Origin of the sequence: Paenibacillus sp. W4I10 (assembly GCF_030816325.1) — a bacterium.
GTDB classification, from domain to species: domain Bacteria; phylum Bacillota; class Bacilli; order Paenibacillales; family Paenibacillaceae; genus Paenibacillus; species Paenibacillus amylolyticus_B.
In genome coordinates this window covers 6,554,674-6,576,527 of record NZ_JAUSXX010000001.1, presented here as the reverse complement: position 1 = coordinate 6,576,527, position 21,854 = coordinate 6,554,674, and the positions used below count along the sequence as shown (strand labels likewise).

The following is a 21,854-nucleotide window of genomic DNA, read 5'->3' as shown; positions in this document are numbered from 1 at the left end:
CTCGTTCTCATGAAAATAACGAATGATCGTCAGCTCCCTTCCTTATACCTTGATTCGTTCGCTTAGCCGCAATGTCTCTCCGCCCTGCACTTCAACAACCTGTTGATCTGCCGTGAACCAAACCGGGATGGCAGACGGATTATGGATGATGGATCGATCGGCTGAACACTCCAGTCGTTGCACCGCTTTCCAATAGGCAATCACTTCGATGTTCGTCGCGTACCAGATGTCGTTCCTGCCGCCAATCTGCTCACCAAACTGTTCGATGATCTCCCAGTTGTCGTTGTCATTGAACTCATAGCTGTGACCCCAGACGTAGAGTAATAGTGGCGTACCTGTTTTGGAATGTTGGATAAAACGTTTGGCATGCCCCGCCAGATCATGGTTATGATGACACGTCGGATGCCATTCAAGCGGCCGATCTGGCAATGTGTATCTGCCGTGTGATTCAACGGTACGGGCATAATCAATGCCAAGCCACTCCAACTTTGTACTTAACGCACGGTCGTACCCTCCGTTGGGATAAGCCATGCCTCGTACCGGATAACCGACGAGCTGCTCCAATGCTTTTCGGTCTTCGATAATCTCTTCGGTCAATAGTTCATTCGGAACATAAGGTAGCGTAGGGTGAGTAACGGTGTGAACGGCTACTTCATGCCCCGTATAAAGTTCAGCGACTTCCCCAGCCTCAATGCGGCCTGGATTACCCAAGGTACCGGAGTTCAGATTAAAGGTTCCCCGTAGACCATACCGATTACAAATCTCCACCAGTCTGCGATCATGCACCACTCCGTCGTCATAACTGAGCGTTAACGCTTTCATCACACCACCTGGATAGCGGTCAAACTGAATACGATGTCCCATCCCTTACTTCCACTCCTTTATCCCAATTCTTCAACAGGTACATGACCTGCATCCTGTAATTGATGATGTTCTGAATCAAAATACGTACCTTCCAGCAGGCCGATCAATGTGTTGATAATCCGCACTTCAATGTCATTGTCTCCCGGACGCAACCAGGAGCCCTCTCCCTTCCAGCGATACGGAGACCAGCATCTCACACCCAGATTATGTCCGTTCACCCGCACTTCCACCACATCCTGCACACGCCAATCGCTAAATTCCAGTTCAAACGAGGTAATATCTTCCCCTGGCTCATCCAGCCCGAACGTGCGTTTATAACTCATTTCCCCGGCAAAATAGGGATACAGCGGCTGCGGTTCAGGTCCGATACGAAGGGCCGTGTCCGACTCCCGTACAAGCGAAGCCATGCCTTCATGATGGAACTCCACGCCGAATCTTCCCTGTAGATACAGGGGATCCACGATGCCATCCTCATCTTTCGTTACCTGCACAATCACCGTCATTTCGTTAAGACCGCTGTGCAGCAGCTCTGTAATATCACAAGCGATATTATTGTGGTCGGTTATTTCAATTGGATCGAATTGTTTCTTTTCAAGCGGTTGCCCATTAATCTCCATCGACCAAGTGCCTGATATCGCCGCTCTGTCCATGAATAAAAGGCATGCAGACAATGCCGTTTTCAGCTCAAATGTGGTCGTATAACGGCACTCGATCGGGTAAGCAACGGATGCCTTTTTTGGTGTGCCAAACACCTGATTAAACTGGACTGGCAGATGCTGCTGCTCCGATAATTCTGCCGCCTGATCAATAAACGGTTTTACAGCTACATGCTGGCTTTCCAGAATCACACCATTAGCATTGGAAGCCTGAAGATGGAATTGCCCCATTCGCAAAATGTTAGGCTGCACCGTTTCCAGTCGCCATGGCCCTTCCGAAGGGACCATGATCTTACGAGCCTGATTAGCTCCTGCCGATACAGCCGTTACGAACGCCGAACCCGTTTTGTCTGTTACATCCACCTTCGTTGTTAATGCCTCTTCCTTCGCAGGTTGTAAAGTAAGACGAACAGCATGTGCTTCATAAGGCGCCAGCGTAAGTGAAATACAACATTCCCCGCCACTGCTCGTATACGGTAATGTCTGAAGCTGTCCTGTCTCCAGATCAAGTCGTTCTGCCACCAGACAAGCACCCTCTGTCAGCTCCGTTCCATCCCACAACTGTCTGGCGACCAGCTTCAACTGTCCCTTCAGGTCCTGACCCTCCTGATTGGTCAAGAAAACCATATGCTCCCCATCGGACAATTGACGGGTGTGCATCAACAGGGAGGCGCTCTCCTCCTCCATAATCCAGCAGATAGGTTCCGGCAATACCTGATCGAGCAGGAGAGAGATCAGCTCCAGCGAAAAGTCATCTCCTTGCCCCGTTCCTGCGGGTAGAAAATAAGCATTCCCCTCACCTTGATGCCACACGGTTTCACGGTTATCGTGACCCGTGTCCCCTCCACGGCCCCAGTACACCTCTTGCGGCTGCTCGCCCGCACCAAAGAACTGGGTAGCTTCATCTCCCTCCGGACTTCCCGGCTGAATCGCAATATGTGGAGGCATTCCAACAGAGATGACAGTACCTCCCTGCCGAACAAATCGCTTCACCTGTTCCCAGGCCGCTGCCTCCAGATTCAGCATCGGTGGCAGAATCAGTACGTCATAACGGGCAACGCCGATCTGAATGATGCCATCCGTTAAGTCAGCTTCAGGCAACAATTCGGGGTCAAGGTGATCATAGTCACGTCTGTTTTCGAGCAGATGTGTCGTGATCCTCATCCAGTCCTTCGTCAGGCGCTCCAGTTGCGCGCGTTCTAATTCGTCCTCGCCGCTATACTCAAATCCATGCAGCGGATTCCCCATCAGACTCCAGAATGTCGTCGTTGGGTCAAGCACGGCAATACGGATGTCTGCTGTTCCGGTGCTCATGAGATAGCTCAAACGTCCGGTATAATCCCCCAACTGCCGGAAATGCTTCCAGTAGGGATTCTGTAAAAATTGAGATGGCGGTGCATCATGCTTTGCCAGCCCACCAATCGTATAGAAAAAGGCGTGAAAGTTATAAAAATTGGTGCCCATGGCGGCCATTCGATCGATCATCCACTTGGCATCCTGTAGCGTCATCGACCAGCCTACACTGTGAAAACATTCAATCAGATTGCGGCTTCGGCCCAATTGCCGGGCAAGCGAACTGACCATCTTGGGATTGTCACGCATCTTTTGGCCGTATCGTTCCAGAATCCACGATAAGGATCGTCCGATTTTCTCATGTGCCGAATCACCACCTGGCATATGGCTGAACAACTGGGTGGTCATCCGTACGCCAGGCACTTCAGCCGCATACTGGATTCCTGCTTCTTCACACCAGTCATGCACCTGTTTGTGATAGGACTCCCTGAGAAGCAGGTGCAGTGACTGGTAATAGTCATACCGAATACGATGCGCGTCCGGAACATCACCATATAACAGGGCCGGTAGCGAATCGATCAGACTATATCCACAACGCTCACTGAAATAACGGGGAAGCTGTTGGGACCAGGGGATACGGCCCAGCGGTGCAATCTCATCCGAGAACATGCCTTTGATTACGCTTTCAAATTGATCTCCAACCGCTGACTTATAACGCTCATGTGTCAGTTCAATAAAACGACTCATCGCTTCCTTGTGGCAAGGATCAACAAAGTTGCCGTAATATTTGAAATCATCGATCTCTTTTTCCTGAAATATAATCAACTCCCAATCACCTGCCGGAACTTCCCACAACATGCGGAATGCTGTTTGATAGGTGAAGAACCGCTTACGGTTATACGATGTGAGCCCTGTCTCCTGATACACCTGGTCCGTCTGGATATTGCCGATTTTATTTCGCAAGTCAATGGATTCATGCCACAACAGTTTGCCCTGTGCATCCTTGGGAATCGCCTTGGCAACCAAGACTCGTCCCCATGGCAACTCCAGATCCACAGCTTCTCCGCCCTGAACCACCAACTGATGATGCACGAGCTGGCGCTGCTTCGCTTCAGGGAAATCAAGGGTCACTTCCCCGCCAGCCATCCCGCTTGGATATGGATATTCGTCATATAACCATACCTGCATGCCATGGTCGGCCGCCGCTTCCACTGCAATCCGCACCTTATCAAACCACGCTTCGGAGAGATAGGGAAATTTGCAGTCCCTGACGTGGACAGATAAAGAATCCGCCTACACCTTGCGCGGCCATCTCAGCCACCTGCCGCTTAATCTGCTCTTCTTCCATATCCCCGTTCCAGAACCAAAAGGGATGAACCCGGTACTGCGCCTCGGGATTACTAAATGCATCCCCGTCCCACATGTTGCCTTCCTCCCTGCCTGTTCAAGAGTGGTCGTTAAACTTTACTAATAACGTTCATTTAAGTTCAAATAGGTTTGTTTCGCTTTGATTATACATCAAAAACCATATTCAGGAAGTCATAATTTCCAGAAAGTTGGATGATTTTTTTGTTCACGGATCAAGCCATTACAGCGATAAAAAAAGCCCGACTGTCCCCGTTACCCTGAAAGCACGGCTGCCGGGCTTTTGCTTATAAGACTACTTCAGTGCAGCGTACAGTTCATTGACTTCTTTCACATAATCGTCTCCGCCGTTGTTCTTCCACAGGGTAACAGCATCTTCGAATCCTTTCTCATCAATCTGACCTACGATATATTTGATCCGTGCATCGTTAATGATATTGTCCAGCTGCGGTCCTTTCTGAGCATAAACATCAGAGATCAGCGGTTCACCAGGATTGGCGATGACAATCTCTTCGTTGGCCTTCTGCACCTGTGCAACCTTTTCACGGACAGGTGTCTGTTGTACGCGAAGCGTTTTGTCCTCGGGAACAAACATCAAAATCTGATTCAAGCCCTGCAGATCGCGGAGAGCAAGCTTGTCAGTGGATGGAATGATATAGTTTTCTTTTTTCTCATACTGCTTGCCTTCCAGTCCATTCCCAAGCAGCGCCTGCAATTCTGGTTCATTGAGTTGATCCAGAAAGCTTAGCACCTTCTTCAGTTCCTCTTCCGTTTTGACACTGCCTTTGGAGATGGCAATCATTCCGGAATATCCGGACGTTGGCATATCCCGCAGCCCCTTCGGACCTTCCATGGCTTGCAGCACATCCACCCGTCCTGTCGCATTCGGATCTTTATCGAGTATTTTCTGGTCCATGCGCTGGGCATTGTCTGCCACATCGACCATGACACCCGCTTGCCCATTCACAAATGGATCAGGCAGTTTCGTCGCATCCATTACCGCAAAGTCCTTGTTCACCAGACCCTCGCTGTAGATCTGGCGGAAAAATTTCAGTGCTTCCATGTATTCTGGTGTCTCATGCGCAGGGATTAGCCCCCCGTTGCCATCATCTCCCCATTTGTTGGGGGCACCGAACCATACCTGCATGTTATCCCACGGGCCCGTGAATTTGCTGGCTACCAGACCGTACGTATCATCCTTTCCGTTACCGTCCGGGTCATCCTTCGTGAACGCTTTCAATACATTGTAAAATTCATCAATCGTCTTTGGCTCTTCCAGCCCCAGATTCGCCAGCCAGTCCTTACGGATCGTCACCCCATTACGTCCCAGAGGGCGAGCCCGATAAATCCCATACGTTTTGCCATCGATAGAGGCATTGTTGGTGATGATTTCATTCATCTGGCTCAGGTTCGGATAGTCCTTCAGATAAGGACCCAGTTCCCAGAATGCTCCGGTTCGTGCCGCATTAATGAAACTTGGAGACTTCCCTAACACCACCATAATCTGAGGCAGCTTTCCCGAGGCCAGTGTAATGTTGAATTTGTCTTCATACGAGCTGCTTGGCACCCACTGCAGGTTCACATCCACCTTGGTCAATTCCTCCAGCTTCTGAATCACAGGGCTGTTGTCCGGCGGATTCTCCGCTTCAAAGTTCGGTAGCATAATCGTGAGCTGATCGGTGCCACCCGCAGCGGTTCCTGAATCTGCTTTGTCCGTGGAGCATGCGCCCAGAATTGTACTAAGTACCAGTGACGCAGAGAGTAGCAGTGCCCCTTTTTTGAATCCCGTTTTTTGTCCCATACGTTCTCCCCCTTGGCTTTAGCCTTTGATTGAACCTAACATGACACCTTTGGCAAAATGCTTCTGCAAAAACGGATACACCAGCAAAATCGGAATGGTACCTACAACGATCACCGCCATTTTGATCGACTGCTCTGGTGGCTGAACAAAATTGGGGTCCATGTTTGCCATATCTCCGACACTGGCTTGCGAGAGTAACACGATCTGTCTCAGCATGACTTGCAGTGGCCATTTGTCACTGTCGGAAATGTACAGCAGTGCCGAGAAAAAGTTGTTCCAGTGGCCTACGGCGTAGAACAAGGCAAACGTGGCAATGACCGGCTTCGATAAAGGCAGAACGATTCGCCACAGCACCCCGAGATCCGAACAGCCGTCGATACGGGCCGCTTCCTCCAGCCCGGGCGGCATTTGCTGAAAAAAGTTTTTGACAACTATTAAGTTAAAAGCGCTGATCGCGCCAGGAAGCATAAGGGCCCAGTAGGAATCAAGCAGTCCCAGTCCACGAATGACGAGATACGTTGGAATCATGCCACCGCCAAATAACATCGAGAAAATTACCATGTTCATCATGACGTTACGGCCCCAGAAATCACTTCTGGATAGTGGATAAGCCATCGTTAAGGTGAAGAACAGATTAACCAGGGTACCTGCTACCGTGATGAAGATGGAAACACCAATGCTGCGAAAAATCGTGGACGATGAAAAGATATACTCATATGCACTGAAGGAAAACACCTTCGGAATGAGGAAAAAACTGCGTTCGGTGATCTCGGCTTCCGTTGCGAAAGAATTCCCTATAATATACAGGAACGGAAGGACGGTTAATATGCCCAGAATCCCCAGCATAACGTAATTGAAGATATCAAATACCTTGCCGGCAGGGCTGTTGTATAGACGGCTGTTCATGGGCGCTCCTCCTTAATAAATTCCGGGATGGCCGAATTTTTTCGCAAGTTTATTACTGCCAAGCACCAGGATAATCCCCACCACAGACTTGAATAGTCCAACAGCAGTACTGTAACTGAATGCACCTTGCGTAATCCCTACCGTGTACACATACGTATCAAATACGTCCGCTACATCCCGGTTGAGGGAGTTGGTCATCAGATAGATCTGCTCAAATCCGGTATCGAGGAAGTTCCCCAGTCTGAGAATAAGCAAAATGACTATGGTCGTACGAATGGCTGGAAGCGTGATATGCCACATCCGCCGTAATCGTCCGGCGCCATCCACAATGGAGGCTTCATATTGTTCCGTATCGACACCTGCGAGGGCTGCCAAGAAAATGATTGTGCCCCAACCCATCTCCTTCCACATCATCTGAACAATAATCAGCGGACGGAATGAACCCGGACTGGAGAGTACATCAATAGGCTTGCCTGTAATCCAGGCGATCAGGTCGTATAACACCCCGCCCTGCGGGGTCAGAAACACGTACGTGATACTGGCGATAATCACCATGGATACAAAATGGGGTACATAGACCAGCGTTTGAATCGTTCTTTTGAAGAAAGCGACCCGAATTTCATTTAATAATAAAGCTATAATGATCGGTGCCGGGAAAAAGAAAATAAGATCATACAGAGCAAGAACCAGCGTATTGCGTAATAGTCGGAAGAAGTCCGGGTTGGAGAAAAAGTTCGTAAAGTTCTCTAGCCCCACCCAGTTACTCTCCCGAATGCCAAGGAAAGGCTGGTAATCCTGAAAGGCAATGATGATCCCCCACATGGGCAAGTATTTAAAGATGACAAAGTACAAAAAGCCGGGAAGCACAAGTACATATAACCATTTGTTTCGTTTAATCTGCCTTTTCCAATTGGACTCCTGTTTTAATGGCCTTGTGGCCATATCCGCTTGAGCAGTTGCAGCGCCGTTGGTATTCCAGTCCGTCTTCCCGTTCATCATGTCTCCCCTCCCTCAACGATGTAAGCGTTATCAATTAACCTGATACTCAGACTATACAGCCGATCTTTTTCCGGCAACCTTCATTTTTTGCATACCTCCGGCACACTGGCTGGAAAGCCCGCTATAACGCCATTTTCACAAGAAATTGCACATAACGTAGCAGGTAGAATTGCACATTTTTGCGGGTTTATCCTTCTTTGTATCACGGTAAAAAAAGAAAAAACCGACATCCGCTAAAGCTGAATGCCGGTCTGAAATGACAAAGACATAAACGGTTATTGTCCAAACCATTGATCGCGATACTGACTCGGAGTAACTCCCTCCTGTTTCTTGAAGATCCGATTAAAATAACTATGCTGATATCCCACAGCCGTCGCAACATCATTGATTTTCATCGTTGTCTCCCGTAACAATTGCTTCGCCGCATCCATTCTCACACGTGTCAAATAATCAATAAAATTGATGCCCGATACCTGTTTGAATGCCTTGCTCAGTGCATAGGGTGTCATCTGCTCCTCGTCAGCACAGTTTTCCAGCGAAATGTCGCTGCGGTAATGTGTATCGATATACAACATCGTTCGTTCCACCACCAGTTTCAGCGGTTCCTGCGATCGTGCTTCAACCTCTTGTATATAAGGTATGAATACCTCATTCATCATCCATTGCTTCATCTGTACAGGTTCACGAATACCGGATAATCGCTCATACATGTTGCTACCACCAAACAGCTTATAAGGTGTGACCCCGGTTTGCAGCATCATGTGCTGAATACTACCGAGCAATTGAAGCATCATTTGCTGCACTTGGAATTCGGTACTGCCCGTCCGCGTAATCTCACTCATGAATTGCTCCAGCACACGTTCCGCTTCGGCTTGTTTGCCCAGTCTGACTGCCTGTAGCAACTCACGTTCCAGCCCCAGGGGATAGGAAGCTGCTTCGTTTCTGTGGAAACACTCCTCATCCTCCAGATCGAGAATCTGACTTCCTTCCTCCACACTGCGATAAGCCACGGCCTGTTCCATCTCCACGAATCGTCCAGGCAGTTCCTGAAGTGAAGCTGCTGGGCGACTGATCATCAAGGTCACCTTCATTTTGAGTGTTCGTCCAATGACCTCCACTAGCTCTTGTCCCCATAACATCGCTTGTGACTTCACAGGTTCGTCCTGAGGAGCGATCACAAGCATGGCGGAAGACAGGTCATGAAAGTTCATGACACTGATCTGCCTGAAATAATTTTTTGCCACTTCCTGTGTAATATTCACTGCTGCAAAGGTGACTAATCCCGTGTCCTGGCTTCCAAATCTGCCTTGCAGCTGCTCGTACCCCGTAAAATACATCTGCACCAGCAAATACTGCTGAGCCTCCAGCTCAAAACCAAGATTACGCATCCGCTGCTGAAGATCCTGCTCGTTATAGGCATATAGATGCCCCTGTACAAGTTGTAAGACAAAGCTGTCGCGCAGATGGGGCAGCTGCTCCTGCAATTGGCGATGTGCCGTGACACTCCGGGAGGTCAGTTCGTTCCACTGTTGCTCCAGCAGCTCAAACTCGTCCAGCTTGGCATCCATTGGTGTTGTTTCGTTTCTGCCAGGCGTAAGCAGATGCAGCATCCGTGCTACAGGCGAATAGATGCGGCGGGAAGCAAACCAGGATAACAACAATCCCAGGATGAGACTGCCTGCACTCGCAATAACGATGATTTTGGATACCAGCTTGACTGGCGAAGTGACAGAGGTCAAAGGTGCTGCGGAGACGTAAGTCCAGTCTGAATCGATCCGACTCAATGAACCGTATGAGACAGAATAGGTCTGATCCTCATATCGGAACAGGAATGAGCGGCTGCCCGCATGCAGGGCTACTTCTTCTTTTAGCTGCTGCTCAAAAGCAGAAGTCTCTCCCGCCGTTCCCGGATTCCCGGTAACCAGTGTGTTTCCTTCCTGATCCATAAGGAACGTTAACCCTTCGTCATAAGGAGTAAGCGTTTTCAATAAACTGGCGACTTTCTCGTTATCCAGCGTGATGATCAATGCACCAAACGGATTAATGCTCTCCCCCGGTATCTTATGTACTAGAACGAGTGCATTGCCTGCATCCGTATGCAGTGGACTATCGTTGGTCGAAGGTTCGGTATCTCTGTTGACGCTGGAAACCCAGTCTGTCCAGTACACGTGGTTCCCCATGGAAAGGTATCGATCATATGCTTGTACTTTGGCTTCATCGTTCAATTCGGTATAATCCCGATTAAACAAGATTGGCTTCGGTTCCTGCAAATACAACTGTGCTGACTTGATCAGCGGATGGGAACCTTGTAATACGTATAAGGTAGTCACAATCTCCTGCGTTTCATTAAAATAATACACAAAATCCAGCGTTCGCAGTGCATTGCCAAACCTCGGTTCAAAAGCCCAATGGGATAAGTTCATCTCCAAGTAAGCCAGCTGGTCATCCACATTGCGTGCCCGGTTCTCGATCTGGTTCTGATGCATCTGATTGAACTCGGTTTCCATCCGGCCAACAACCTGTTGATACATGACGATACCTGTGATTAGTCCGGGAATGCTGGCAATGAGTAAAATAAGCATCAGGCTGTTTCGATAAAATCGTCCTTTATGCCTTCCTGCCTTCAAATCGGATAACCGCTTGAATCTGCCAAATATTCGATCGCTCCTAGTCGGTTCCATCGCTGCTCACCTGCCTGCTTGCATCGGGTCTGACTGTCATGGAAACTTCCTCAACTCCCCTGAGAATATATGGATGAAATCCTTTTCTTGTATTATACGCACAATCCTCAGGTGAATGAAACGATCTGTAACCGATCATTTTTTTAACCAATGTTTTATTAACATGACAAAATGGATTACAATGAGATATAGCAAACATGAAGGAGGCCTTTTTAATGAAAGAACAGACTTATTTTGAACAAAATAGAGAAAAACACCTGGCAGAACTGAATGAATGGTTGTCCATTCCAAGTATCTCTGCCATTTCAGAGCATAAAGAGGATATTAACCGTGCAGCACAATGGGCAGCAGATGCGCTCACACGTGCAGGCATGGAAAACGTAGAGGTCATTCAAACGGCTGGACATCCGATTGTCTATGCAGATCACCTGCATGCACCCGGCAAACCGACGGCTCTGATCTATGGACACTACGATGTACAACCTGTAGACCCCCTTAACCTGTGGGACACGCCACCTTTCGAACCCACCGTTCGTGATGGCAAGCTGTATGCCCGTGGTGCAACGGATGACAAAGGACAGATCTTCCTACATATCAAGGCAGTTGAAGCCATTCTCGCCGAAAACAAAGAACTTCCAGTTAACATCAAGTTCTGCATTGAAGGCGAAGAGGAAATCTCCAGCCCGAACTTGCCCATCTATCTGAATGAACATACAGACAAGCTGCGTGCAGATATGGTTCTGATCTCGGATACGTCCTTGCTTGAAAAAGGTAAACCGGCGATCTCTACAGGCCTGCGTGGCCTATGCTCGCTTCACGTAGATCTGAACACAGCCAATACCGACTTGCATTCCGGTTCATTTGGTGGCGGTGTACCCAACGCACTGCACGCACTCGTATCCTTGCTCGCTTCGTTGCATGATGAGCAAGGCCGCGTGAGTGTAGATGGTTTCTACGACGGCGTACTGCCACTGTCTCCTGAGATGAGAGAAGAATTTGTGAAACAGGGCTTCAATGAAGAACAGCTTCGTCAAGACCTCGGGCTGGAGCAATTGTACGGCGAAGAAGGTTACTCGTTCGTGGAACGTGTAGGCGCTCGTCCAACATTGGAACTGAACGGCGTATGGGGCGGTTTCCAAGGCGAAGGTAGCAAAACGGTTATTCCGAAGGAAGCTCATGCCAAAATCACCTGCCGCCTCGTGGCGGATCAAGATCCACAACATGTACTGGATCGTATCGAAGCACATCTGCGCGCTCACGTTCAACCGGGTGCAACGCTGCATGTGAAACAGATCGAGAAAGCTTTTGCTTTCAACACTGATCCTTCCAATCCAATTCTGCAAAAAGCAGCAGATGCATATGAGCACGTGTATGGCGTTCGTGCCCTCTTTACCAAAGATGGCGGCTCCATTCCTATTGTTGAGAAACTCTCACGTGTACTCGAAATCCCTGCTGTCATGATGGGCTTTGGCTTGCCGGATGAGAATCTGCATGCACCAAACGAGCACTTCAACCTGGAGAACTTTGATAAAGGGTTGTTGACGATTGTTCAGTTCTTGAAGAGTTTGTAAACACTCTTACACGGAGGTCACTACGCGGGGAGAATAAGCTTCCGATCGCTGTTATCCCCCGATTTCTTTGATTCCATTTTCTAAAGGGAGAAATTCGGGTGATAAAGGCGAACGCTCCGCTTCTTCAGCTTTTTTCTCCCCACTCCGTTAACGTGTAAATTATTTACTCAACTTCATAGAGGGGCAGGTAGATATTACAAAAACATGACCTACAGGTCATCGTTTTTGTTTGAATCGATTTCGTCCCCTTCACTACCTTGCAGCTTGTCGCAGACTGATTTTAGGATTGAGCCTACTTTACAAATGTAGGGTAGTAGGTAGGTATATAAGTATACAAAAGGGGTGTGCCGTCCAACTTCATGACGGTACACCCCTTTTATAATTGGTGATCTAGATCTATTTCGTTTCAATGTACGTTCATTAGCCCTGTAACTAGAAGGAGTATCCCACTTTCGGGACATCCTCCAGATTCTACTCCCCTCATTCCCTTTATGTGCGGAAGAATGTGAACTTCAGCATGTGCACAAGCTTGGATAAGTGTGCAATTTCCTGCTGGACTCCAGAGGTGTCCGTTCCTGCCATTGCCTGGTTCGCTCGCAGAGTTCTACGTGTGTTCAGCATACCCTCGATCAGTTTCATGACTGTGTTGCGTCCACGATGATCGACAATCATATACTTTTTGCGTGCATCCAGCTCTACCCATACGATGTTGCTGAATGATGTGAACAGATGCCTGCGGTACAGCTCCATATCGGTCTCATTGTAATGCTCGCCATAAAAGGCATAATATCCGTGTATGTGCAACTTCTCCGCCAACACTGTGATGAACGGATCATGTTCGAGCATAGCGTTACGTTCCATGTTTCACGCCTCCGTTATGCGTGATCCGCAGATCCCGTCTTTTTGAGATCTATTTTAACATATTGTGCAAGGTGTTGCCTCTCCACAGATAGAAGCCAAGTTTTAACTCCGAAGACCGATGCATCACAAACCGATCCGTCTGCCCTTTACCCACACACCCTCAATATCCAGCTCCGCATTTAGCAAAACGATATCTGCCTGTTTGCCTTGAGCCAGGGAACCTGTCCGGTGATCAATACCCAGCAGGCGTGCGGGGCTTAAACTTGCTGCACGTGATGCAGCGTTCAGACTCAGGCCCACTTCCTGTACCAGGTAACGGAAACCGCGAATCATCGTCAGTGTGCTTCCCGCCAGTGCGCCGCCGTCCTTCAGTCTGGCCTCTCCATGCTTCACGATTACGGGCAGGTCGCCGATTTTGTACTCCCCATCATCCAATCCCGCAGCAGACATGGCATCTGTGATCAACACGAGTTGATCGTTATGTTGCTTCAATTGAGCCAGAATTGATATCGCCGCAGGGTGAACATGAATGCCGTCAGCAATTACCTCAGCACTGATACGTGGATCACTCAGCACGGCTCCGGCAGCCCCGGGTAGCCGGTGATGTAGCGGTGTCATGGCATTGAACGTATGTACTGCATGATGTAGTCCTGCCTCAACTGCTTTCTCCACCTCTTCATAAGTCGCATCCGTGTGGCCGAGTGCCGCTGTAATCCGCTGTTCTCGCAGCCATGAAATGACTTCCAGTGCGCCTTCACGTTCCGGTGCCAACGTAACTTGACGGATCAGGCCAGGATACTGCTTCTCCCATGCTTCGAGCCAAGTTACATCAGGCAGAATGATGTGTTCCGGATTTTGCGCGCCAGGCCATTTCGGACTAAAAAACGGACCTTCCAAGTGTACACCTTCAAGCTGTGCATATGGCATTTCGCCTGAACGGTAGCGGTCCACTTCAGCAAGTACGCTGTCCAGTCGCTCTTTCGGAGCGGTCATGGAAGTTGCAAGCATCGCTGTTGTTCCCTGCGTACTATGAAAAGAAGTGATCTTGTCCAACACCTCCGGGCTTGCGCCCATAAAGTCTTCTCCGTTCCCACCATGCACATGGATATCAATGAATCCAGGCACAATAAGGCCGCGTTCCGGTACAGACAGCGGCAAAGCTTCTCGCCGAATCTGTTCAGGAAGACCTTCTGGTACCCCAGCATAAAGGATTTTTCCATTCCTCCAGGCTAATACACCGTCTTCCAATATCTCATTGGAAAGGAGTAGCTTGCCCCGAAGAAGAGAAATATTTTCATCACGCTGGCTCCCAGGTTCATGACTATTTGCTCCGGTCATCTCACCAGCCTCCCTGCTGCACGGTCCAGCAATACCACCACATTTGGATGACATTGCAAAAGCGATGCAGGACAGGCCGTTGTGATTGGGCCCATAAAAGCTTCGCGAATAATCTCGGCTTTTTCCTCGCCACGGGCAATGAGCAGAATTTGTTTGGCTTTCAAAATGGTACCGACACCCATTGTAATCGCCTGAGCCGGAACTTCATCGATGCTGTCGAAAAAACGTGCATTTGCCTTACGCGTCTCATCTTTCAAATCCACGACATGTGTTCGTCCAGTCAACTCCGTTCCCGGTTCATTGAAGCCAATATGGCCATTATGTCCAATGCCCAGCAGTTGAAGGTCTACCGGTCCACAATCGTCCAGCCGTTGTTCATAGGAATTACATTCCTGTTCCAGATCGGCAGCCTGACCATCAGGCACATGCGTTCTCGCAAGATCCATATCAATATGATGGAATAATTGTTCGTTCATGAAACTGCGGTAACTTTCGCGATGTTCTGTTGGAAGTCCAACATACTCATCGAGATTAAAAGAAGAAGCCTGTGAGAAGCTAACCAGCCCCTTCTGGTACAACGTGATAAGCTGTTTATATATGCCTACAGGAGAACTTCCTGTCGCAAGCCCCAATACAGCCCGTGGTTTGGTTTGCAACAAGCTGGCAATGAGGCCAGCACCCGTGGCGTTTAAATCTTCTTCATTTTCAAAAATGCGGATATTCATCTGTCAGGCACCTCCGTTGTGTTGTACGCGATAGGACTGCACGTTGTGATAGGATTGTTCCAGTCTGGGGATAAAACGGTCGAAGTCGGCACTTACCATGCCTGTGAACAAAATATCGACCACATGCAGCAGTGCAATACGTGAAGCCATATCTCCACGCCTCATGCCTTCTTCCAGAGAAGAGGTGAACAGTGGGATATCAGATACCGTTGCGAGTGTATTACTGCCATAGGAAGTCAGTGAAATCGTAGAAGCTCCGGCCTGTTTGGCACAATGCAGGGCATCGATGGTCTCTGGTGTTTCGCCTGAATAGGATACGGCCATCGCTACATCTCCCTCAGCGAGCGAAGATGCGGATGTAATCTGCATGTGGGAATCTGAGAAAGCAGTACAGCTTTTGCCGATTCGCACCAGTTTCTGATAGAAATCCTGTGTAACAATTGATGAGGTAGCCACACCGTACAGATCGATGCGGCGAGCCTGGCACAATAATTGCACTGCATGCTCCAATCTGCCCAAATCCAGTAAGCGGGTGGTGTCTGCAATCGATGCGAGGTGGTTGGCTTCGATAGCTTCAACAATTTTGGATAGTGAATTGCCCGCGACAATATCCTGATACGCCGTTTCCTCTGACGCGTGGGACAATTCTGCGGCAAGCTTCATTTTGAAATCGGGAAATCCTTTGAAATGAAACGACTTGCAAAAGCGGGTTACCGTCGCCGCACTTGTACCACTCTGCTCTGCCAGATGACTAATTGTCCAGCCGGGAATGTCCGATGGAGATTGCATAATGACTTCGGCAATACGTCGCTCCTGAGACGGAAGGTTATTCAGTTCTTGCTGCAACGCACGTAATATGGCTGCCATAAGGACCTCACTTAATGAAAATTATTTTTATTTATTTTAAATAAAATAAGAAAATTATTTTTATAACTTCATTCTAATCAAGACGATCCTGCAAATCAAGAGGAATTTAACATGACTTTTGCAAGTATGCTGAGCGTGTAAAGACCCTCACCTGCTTGATACGCATAGTGGATGTCCTTTATATTGAGAATCGAGATATGATCGTATTAAAAGAAGGAGCAATTCAATGAATCGAAGACAACGGAAAAAATTTATTCCTTCCACCTGGATTATTGCTACCAAACAAACAGAAGGACATGCCTATTATGCCCTCTATGCCATCGACTGGAAACGCGGAGGTCGGCTGAGTTGGGAAGGCTGGAATCGACTTGAAGACTTGCTGCAATTTCATATTCCGATCAAACGAAAAGCCGGAGGCCGGAAATCTTCTTCCCAGCCTGCCGCCAATATAGCAAAAAGAGCGCTCCATCTTCATCTGAATGAAGCACAGTTCGAGGAACTGGAGCGGCTCTTTTATCAGCCTTTATCGAAGAAAAGATGGAAGATGTTCATTCAAACAAATAGGAATCTATAAGTGATATGTATTCGGTTGTTTCATTTTTTCACGCTAAAACAAAAAAGCCTCTTCCCTTCTTTTGATAAAAGAATAGGAATGACTTTCGCGGTACAACGATTCAATTCAATTTGATTCATTCATATCGTTTTAAGAACTCACTGGCTAAGCTGGGGACTGTCATTTGATGAACCGATTGATTTTCAATCTCCTCTGCCAGATCGTCATCTGTTAGAGAAACAAAGAACGTAATGTCTGCTTTTGCTTGTCCATACCAGGCAAAAACGTCATCTGCTGTCTCATTCACAACTTTGGCAATGATTCGAATGATCTCATCCTTATACTCCTGAACTTCTTCTGTTGCATACAACAATCGGCTGATGTGGTTAAAGTGCGTATCCTCGCCATATTGATATTCGGAGCAGCCCCATCTGTAATAGATCTCGTCCTCCTCAGTATCACACAGCCCCTGCTCTTTCATACTCGAAATATGCCTAGCCAGGGATTCCTCTGTATTTACAGCCATGAACAGCGTTACCCAATCACTGTCTGTTCCAAATGCACAAGCATATACTTTCTCGTGCTCTATCTTAGCCAGCGTTTGTTCCAGATCGGGTAAAAAACCCGCTCGAAATTGTTCTTCGAATTCATTTAAGAAACGGTCCATTCAGCTCGTCCTTTCATGTTTTATATAAGTTGAATACCGAATAGTTACACTTGCCACTTCGCTGACAGAATAACCTTCCGATCACTGTTATCCCCAGATTTTTTGATTCACTTTTACAAAGGTGAAAATCTGGGGATAAAGGCGAACGCTCCGCTTCTTCAGGTCATTTCTGTCCTCTACGTTCTAATGTAAATGTGTAGTCTAACTGATGGAAATGTGTTTTAAGAACCCAATCGTCCGTTCAAACCATTGTTTCAATTCTACTGCTTATCTGTTTCATATATGTAATCATTATGGTCTACTAAAATAATGAAAACAAGCGATGCTACGTTTCGGATCTTCCCTCAATTTATTGTTAACTCCCTCATTTCATGGTCCATAGCAGCAAAAAAGCCTTGCCCCATTCTTCATGACAAAGAATAGAGAAAGGCTTTCATGCTGCTACTTAATCCTAACTGTAATTCGCAACTAAATCTTCAGTTCTCCAAGCTTAATCAGCTCGACAACTGCCTGCGAACGACCCTTAACATTGAGTTTCTGCATCACATTCGAAATATGGTTTGAAACACACAAAAAAACTATAGCCTACCCAATACGGAATGGATCTCAACATTGTTTGATTTATCAACAGTGATATTTGAAACTAACTTTCGCAGAATCAGGTTTACTTGGTCTACTTCAGTAAATTGACTCAGATTAGACAATTCCTCAAGTGAAATGTTTATTGCATTAAATTGCTCATTGTCATTCAAAGCTCGTTCTAAATCAGTTTTCATCTTGGATAACTGTTCCTGTTTCTGTTTGATCTCTTGCTCATACTGTTCCTTCTCAAACTCATATTGCTCATCATCAATTTCATCGTTTAACTTTTGCTTTCGGATTTCAAAAAGCAATTTACGTGCATTCTGTATCTGCTTCTCATATTTAACGATTAACTTTCCGGTATCTTTTTTCGCTTTTTTAGTGAAGGTTACAGTCATCCCCGACTTTGTTTTACTTCTAAGTTTCTCGCTCGATCTTTCAATAAGAGCATCTTTGAAATCGTCGTATGGAATCCTATTGTGATTTTCACATCCAGTTTCACCCTGTCTTCTTCTTTTAGAACAAACTAAGTAACGATAGCTGTTCTTCTTGCCGTTTGATGTCACAATGTTTAATGATGATCCACAATGCTTACACTTGATTATACCAGCGAATACATTGACCTTGTTTCTTACCCCTCCACGCTTTCCACCGCCACGCTCTAACCGTATCTCCTGTGCCTTTCTAAATAGCTCCTCACTAACAATTGCTTCATGAGTCTGCTTACCGCTTTCTTCCCATTGCGCCTTGTCACGCTTAACCAACTTTCTAGATTTATCAGAGATATTGTTGATATCGTTATAAACCTTTACAACTGTAAATTTATTGAATATGTTTTTACCTGTATATATCTCATTCGTTAGTATACGCTCTACAGACGTTACTCCCCATTTCCCTCCTCTGTAAGAGGGAACTTTCTCTTTATTCAGATACTTTGTTATAGCTTTCTCACCCATCTTTTGATTGACATACATATCAAAAATGAGTTGAACGATCCTGGCACGTTCATTAGGTATAATGGTTTTCCTATCATCGACCTTTATTTTGTCATAGCCCAATGGTGCAATAGTACCTATATAATTTCCTTTCATTCCAGACTGACGTATACCTCTTCGTGATGATATGCTAATTTGCTCACTCAACTTTTGGTTAACTGCTGAGAATATTTGAAATTTAAACTCGTCATGATCAACTTGTGAATCATAGTTCTCGTCCAAGGATACAACCCTTAAACCAAGCTTATCCACAAGAATTCTCTTCAAACCTAACGAGTCATACGTATCACGAGAGAATCTAGATAAAGAAGAAAAGAGGATGGTTTTAAAGTAACCCTTACCTGCATCCTCAATTAGTGTCTGAATAGATGGTCTTCCAACAATGGATGTACCACTATCCCTGTCTACATATATGTACTCTTCACGAACCTTTAAACTTAGCTGTCTGGCTTTCTCTTCACAATCCATCCGTTGGTGTTCTGGACTGAACTTTTGTGACTCCTTTGTTGTGGATACCCTAACATATATTGCTGCATCCTCATATCTCATGTGACATTCCCCTCAGTCTGTAGATTTAATTGTGATATCATAGTCTGTAGCGGGGAAATTTTTGATCGCTCTTTGTACTACAGTATCAACTACAAATTGAATTGCTGCTTTTGCTTCTTCTTCGCTACGGTTATCATCTATAAAAATAAAGTTGAATGATTTAGATTTTTTCTGATTGTTTGTCTCCTTCATCCGTTGTACACCACCCGTATGACTTTCGTACGGATAATGTATGCGAATGCTGCTTGGACGAATGACAGACAATGTTTTTGCTGCACATTGGATATTCACTCACCTCCTTACCTTGTATATTCGAGGTGATATAGTTGTCACCCTGACACCCCACGAGACTACTCAGTATTCAAAGACATGTTCCATTTGTGTTTAGTGTAGCTTAGAGTGCAATGAATAGATGGATTACAATTGAGTCTAGAGATAACCTTACATGTTCTTTTGTTATGTATTTCTATTCTTAATCCTTCAACTTAATTTGCATTTGTTCAAAGGTAAACGGTTGATGCACATTGTATATTTGACCATCAATCTCTATCTGTCCTACTGGTATGTATCCTTTATACACTTTCTGTTCATTCTCATTACTGTTTACTTCAATGCTTTTTTGACCAGTCGTTGATTGCTCCGATTGAATCAAAACTATTTTTCCATCTTGAGTGTTTTTAAAAACTCCAGTATCGTTTTCTAGCTTAGGTAAACCAAGTCTTTCTTTGCCTCTGTTATCGAATCATATCTTCTAAATGTGGGAATTACATTGGATTGCTTGTTTCTCATCTCAAATGCATAAACTGGCTTAGCCTGTGCCTTATATGAATTTTCCCCGAAAGTTAATATGGTAACACTGGGAATCCTTTAATTAGAAATGATTCCTACGTCTCTGATTCAGTCAACTTCGATAAGCTTAAGTGGGTAGTTGAATCCCCCTTCCTACATGGGAGAGTATTGAGAACCTTTATCCTCAGATGTTGAAAATGTACAATGAAGACTTGCTAGTTTTGAACAAATTGCAGAAGCCACTAAAACAGACTGGTGGACTATAAAACAAATGTATAAGGATAAGCGAACCATTTTGCTTACAACTAAAGAAAGAGGAGTAACAAGACGTGCTCGTAACTTTGAGAGGATATATGATTTGCACTTTGTTGATGGATTAGCTTTTACTCAAATTTATAAGGGATATGGATTAAGTCCAACTTACTGTAAACAGGTGCTCCGAGAAAACATACACAAGTTTAAAAAATGAAAAAAATACCCCTCAAGAGAATAATATCTCAAGAGGGGTTAAGTTTTACCTATATTTGTTATTTATTTATATTTGAGTGCTAAATTGCTTAACATTAGAACAGTTACAATTCTTCATCTCAAATTCATTCAGTGTATTATCAAGTTACTTATAAGTGTATTACCTATAATTTAACAAGTAAACATCATTAACTCCTTGTATTTATCACCATGCCATTATTCTATTATTAAAACGCCACCCAACCATTGGTAGGTGTCATATTAGAATGACTGGTTGTAAAAGAATAATATCTATGAGATGGCGTTGAAGCTTTAATATTTATTCCTAATGTATCGCTTATAAAGCCAGCAGCCCCTGTTGCTCTCATAGTCCAAGTGCCCGATGCATTGAAGTAGCCTTCAGAAATGAAACCAGGATTGTTGTTTGATGTTTCACTCAAAAGGTATAATGGGTTCTTATTCGTATGACCTTGTATGACTTGAAGAGGTTTTACTGCCACGCTTCCATTATGTTCCCAACTTACTGTCAGAGTGATAGTGGTTGTATCAATTCCGAAAACTGCTAATTTAACAGAGCGGCTAACTGATGCACGTTGGTTGGCTTGTGCAGCTAAAGCATTCGGTGAAAAATGATTTGATTGACTATCTTCTGTTGTGATAGTTTCAACATCAATAGAAATTTCCTTATACTTGTCTTCATATAATGAACCCTCCTTACCTGATAACATTTCGCCTACCGCATGTACATAATCTTCTGAAGCGATGAAGTTAAGGAAAGCGTTTTGTTTAGAGGGATCTAAGTTGGTAAATTGTTCTAGAGTCTCAGTTGCTCCTGTATCTCCCTCACTAATAAGTTGATTTAAATAATTTACATATTCCTCAACAGTGTATTCTACTGGTTCTGATGATGCATCTGCAAATGCTATAGATGCAAATAACATTGTTACAAGAAATAGTATGAGTGAACTTTTTGATAATTTCCTTAACATTGAATCAATTCCCTTCAATTGGTTATATAGTAGTATAGGCAAGGTGATATTAATAAGTTACCATTAATAAGGAATATTGAAACAAATATCCTAAAATATCTCAAAAAGGTGATGATAACTTGAAAAAAAATGGACTTATGTGGATTTTGATAGTTGTTGTAGCTATATTGGTCGTAATGGGAATTTTATATTTCTTCGTTGAATCTGCATAAACAATAAGGGAGACAGCTGAAAGACTATCTCTGGTCTCCCTTTGATTTTATAGTCTAAAGATAATTGTTAGTCATTTCACTCTAAGATATAGTTCTTTTATAAAATCACATTTATTAACACAG

17 protein-coding genes and 1 pseudogene are annotated in these 21,854 nt (G+C 45.6%); 2 read left to right on the top strand and 16 right to left on the bottom strand.

Going from position 1 to position 21,854, the window contains the following annotated elements; genetic code table 11:
- Positions 1-42: 42 nt before the first annotated feature.
- The 7 genes from QF049_RS29500 to QF049_RS29470 all read right to left on the bottom strand — a co-directional run bounded on the left by QF049_RS29500 (position 43) and on the right by QF049_RS29470 (position 10,565).
- Positions 43-864 (bottom strand): polysaccharide deacetylase family protein, encoded by an 822-nt coding sequence (locus QF049_RS29500; RefSeq protein WP_307542517.1) that lies wholly within the window; start codon positions 862-864, stop codon positions 43-45.
- A 17-nt stretch (positions 865-881) separates the two neighbouring features.
- Positions 882-4,001, bottom strand: coding sequence for a glycosyl hydrolase (locus QF049_RS29495; RefSeq protein ID WP_307542515.1), 3,120 nt, complete (start codon positions 3,999-4,001; stop codon positions 882-884).
- Positions 4,002-4,041: 40 nt separating this feature from the next.
- Positions 4,042-4,236 (bottom strand): hypothetical protein, encoded by a 195-nt coding sequence (locus tag QF049_RS29490; protein WP_307542514.1) that lies wholly within the window; start codon positions 4,234-4,236, stop codon positions 4,042-4,044.
- Between the two features lie 237 nt (positions 4,237-4,473).
- Positions 4,474-5,979 (bottom strand): extracellular solute-binding protein, encoded by a 1,506-nt coding sequence (locus tag QF049_RS29485; protein WP_307542513.1) that lies wholly within the window; start codon positions 5,977-5,979, stop codon positions 4,474-4,476.
- A gap of 18 nt (positions 5,980-5,997) precedes the next feature.
- The gene (locus QF049_RS29480) at positions 5,998-6,885 is read right to left on the bottom strand and encodes a carbohydrate ABC transporter permease (RefSeq protein WP_017692544.1); all 888 of its coding nucleotides are present in this window, start codon (positions 6,883-6,885) and stop codon (positions 5,998-6,000) included.
- A gap of 12 nt (positions 6,886-6,897) precedes the next feature.
- On the bottom strand, positions 6,898-7,827 hold the full coding sequence (locus tag QF049_RS29475; protein WP_026081491.1) for an ABC transporter permease: 930 nt from the start codon (positions 7,825-7,827) through the stop codon (positions 6,898-6,900).
- A 332-nt stretch (positions 7,828-8,159) separates the two neighbouring features.
- A complete protein-coding gene (locus QF049_RS29470) occupies positions 8,160-10,565 on the bottom strand; it encodes an AraC family transcriptional regulator (protein WP_307542511.1) in 2,406 nt (801 codons plus the stop codon).
- A 215-nt stretch (positions 10,566-10,780) separates the two neighbouring features.
- Here QF049_RS29470 and QF049_RS29465 point away from each other — a divergent pair, with 215 nt between their 5' ends.
- Positions 10,781-12,136, top strand: a complete 1,356-nt coding sequence (locus QF049_RS29465) for a dipeptidase (RefSeq protein ID WP_307542509.1) — start codon at positions 10,781-10,783, stop codon at positions 12,134-12,136.
- Between the two features lie 489 nt (positions 12,137-12,625).
- Here QF049_RS29465 and QF049_RS29460 read toward each other — a convergent pair whose 3' ends face one another.
- The 4 genes from QF049_RS29460 to QF049_RS29445 form a co-directional block, all read right to left on the bottom strand.
- Positions 12,626-12,997: a hypothetical protein gene (locus tag QF049_RS29460; protein ID WP_307542507.1), complete on the bottom strand. Its 372-nt coding sequence runs from the start codon at positions 12,995-12,997 to the stop codon at positions 12,626-12,628.
- Positions 12,998-13,120: 123 nt separating this feature from the next.
- Positions 13,121-14,335: an N-acetylglucosamine-6-phosphate deacetylase gene (gene nagA / locus QF049_RS29455; RefSeq protein WP_307542505.1), complete on the bottom strand. Its 1,215-nt coding sequence runs from the start codon at positions 14,333-14,335 to the stop codon at positions 13,121-13,123.
- Positions 14,332-15,060: a glucosamine-6-phosphate deaminase gene (gene nagB / locus QF049_RS29450; protein WP_307542504.1), complete on the bottom strand. Its 729-nt coding sequence runs from the start codon at positions 15,058-15,060 to the stop codon at positions 14,332-14,334. The genes nagA and nagB overlap by 4 nt, the downstream gene beginning before the upstream one ends.
- 3 nt (positions 15,061-15,063) lie before the next feature.
- Positions 15,064-15,927 carry a MurR/RpiR family transcriptional regulator gene (locus QF049_RS29445; protein ID WP_091020915.1) on the bottom strand — a complete coding sequence of 288 codons (864 nt, stop codon included), beginning with the start codon at positions 15,925-15,927 and terminating at the stop codon, positions 15,064-15,066.
- 226 nt (positions 15,928-16,153) lie between these two features.
- Between QF049_RS29445 and QF049_RS29440 the strand changes: the two genes are divergently transcribed.
- Positions 16,154-16,501 carry a hypothetical protein gene (locus tag QF049_RS29440; RefSeq protein ID WP_307542499.1) on the top strand — a complete coding sequence of 116 codons (348 nt, stop codon included), beginning with the start codon at positions 16,154-16,156 and terminating at the stop codon, positions 16,499-16,501.
- Between the two features lie 115 nt (positions 16,502-16,616).
- Here QF049_RS29440 and QF049_RS29435 read toward each other — a convergent pair whose 3' ends face one another.
- From QF049_RS29435 to QF049_RS29415, 5 genes and pseudogenes are all read right to left on the bottom strand, one after another.
- Complete coding sequence (locus QF049_RS29435) at positions 16,617-17,147, bottom strand: DUF4303 domain-containing protein (protein WP_307542497.1); 531 nt, start codon at positions 17,145-17,147, stop codon at positions 16,617-16,619.
- 468 nt (positions 17,148-17,615) lie between these two features.
- A pseudogene (locus QF049_RS29430) lies at positions 17,616-17,714 on the bottom strand (LuxR C-terminal-related transcriptional regulator); the annotation flags it as partial.
- Between the two features lie 11 nt (positions 17,715-17,725).
- Positions 17,726-19,273 carry a recombinase family protein gene (locus tag QF049_RS29425; RefSeq protein ID WP_307542496.1) on the bottom strand — a complete coding sequence of 516 codons (1,548 nt, stop codon included), beginning with the start codon at positions 19,271-19,273 and terminating at the stop codon, positions 17,726-17,728.
- Between the two features lie 12 nt (positions 19,274-19,285).
- Positions 19,286-19,537, bottom strand: a complete 252-nt coding sequence (locus tag QF049_RS29420; RefSeq protein WP_307542494.1) for a hypothetical protein — start codon at positions 19,535-19,537, stop codon at positions 19,286-19,288.
- Positions 19,538-20,757: 1,220 nt separating this feature from the next.
- Positions 20,758-21,519: a hypothetical protein gene (locus tag QF049_RS29415; RefSeq protein ID WP_307542492.1), complete on the bottom strand. Its 762-nt coding sequence runs from the start codon at positions 21,517-21,519 to the stop codon at positions 20,758-20,760.
- Positions 21,520-21,854 lie beyond the last annotated feature (335 nt).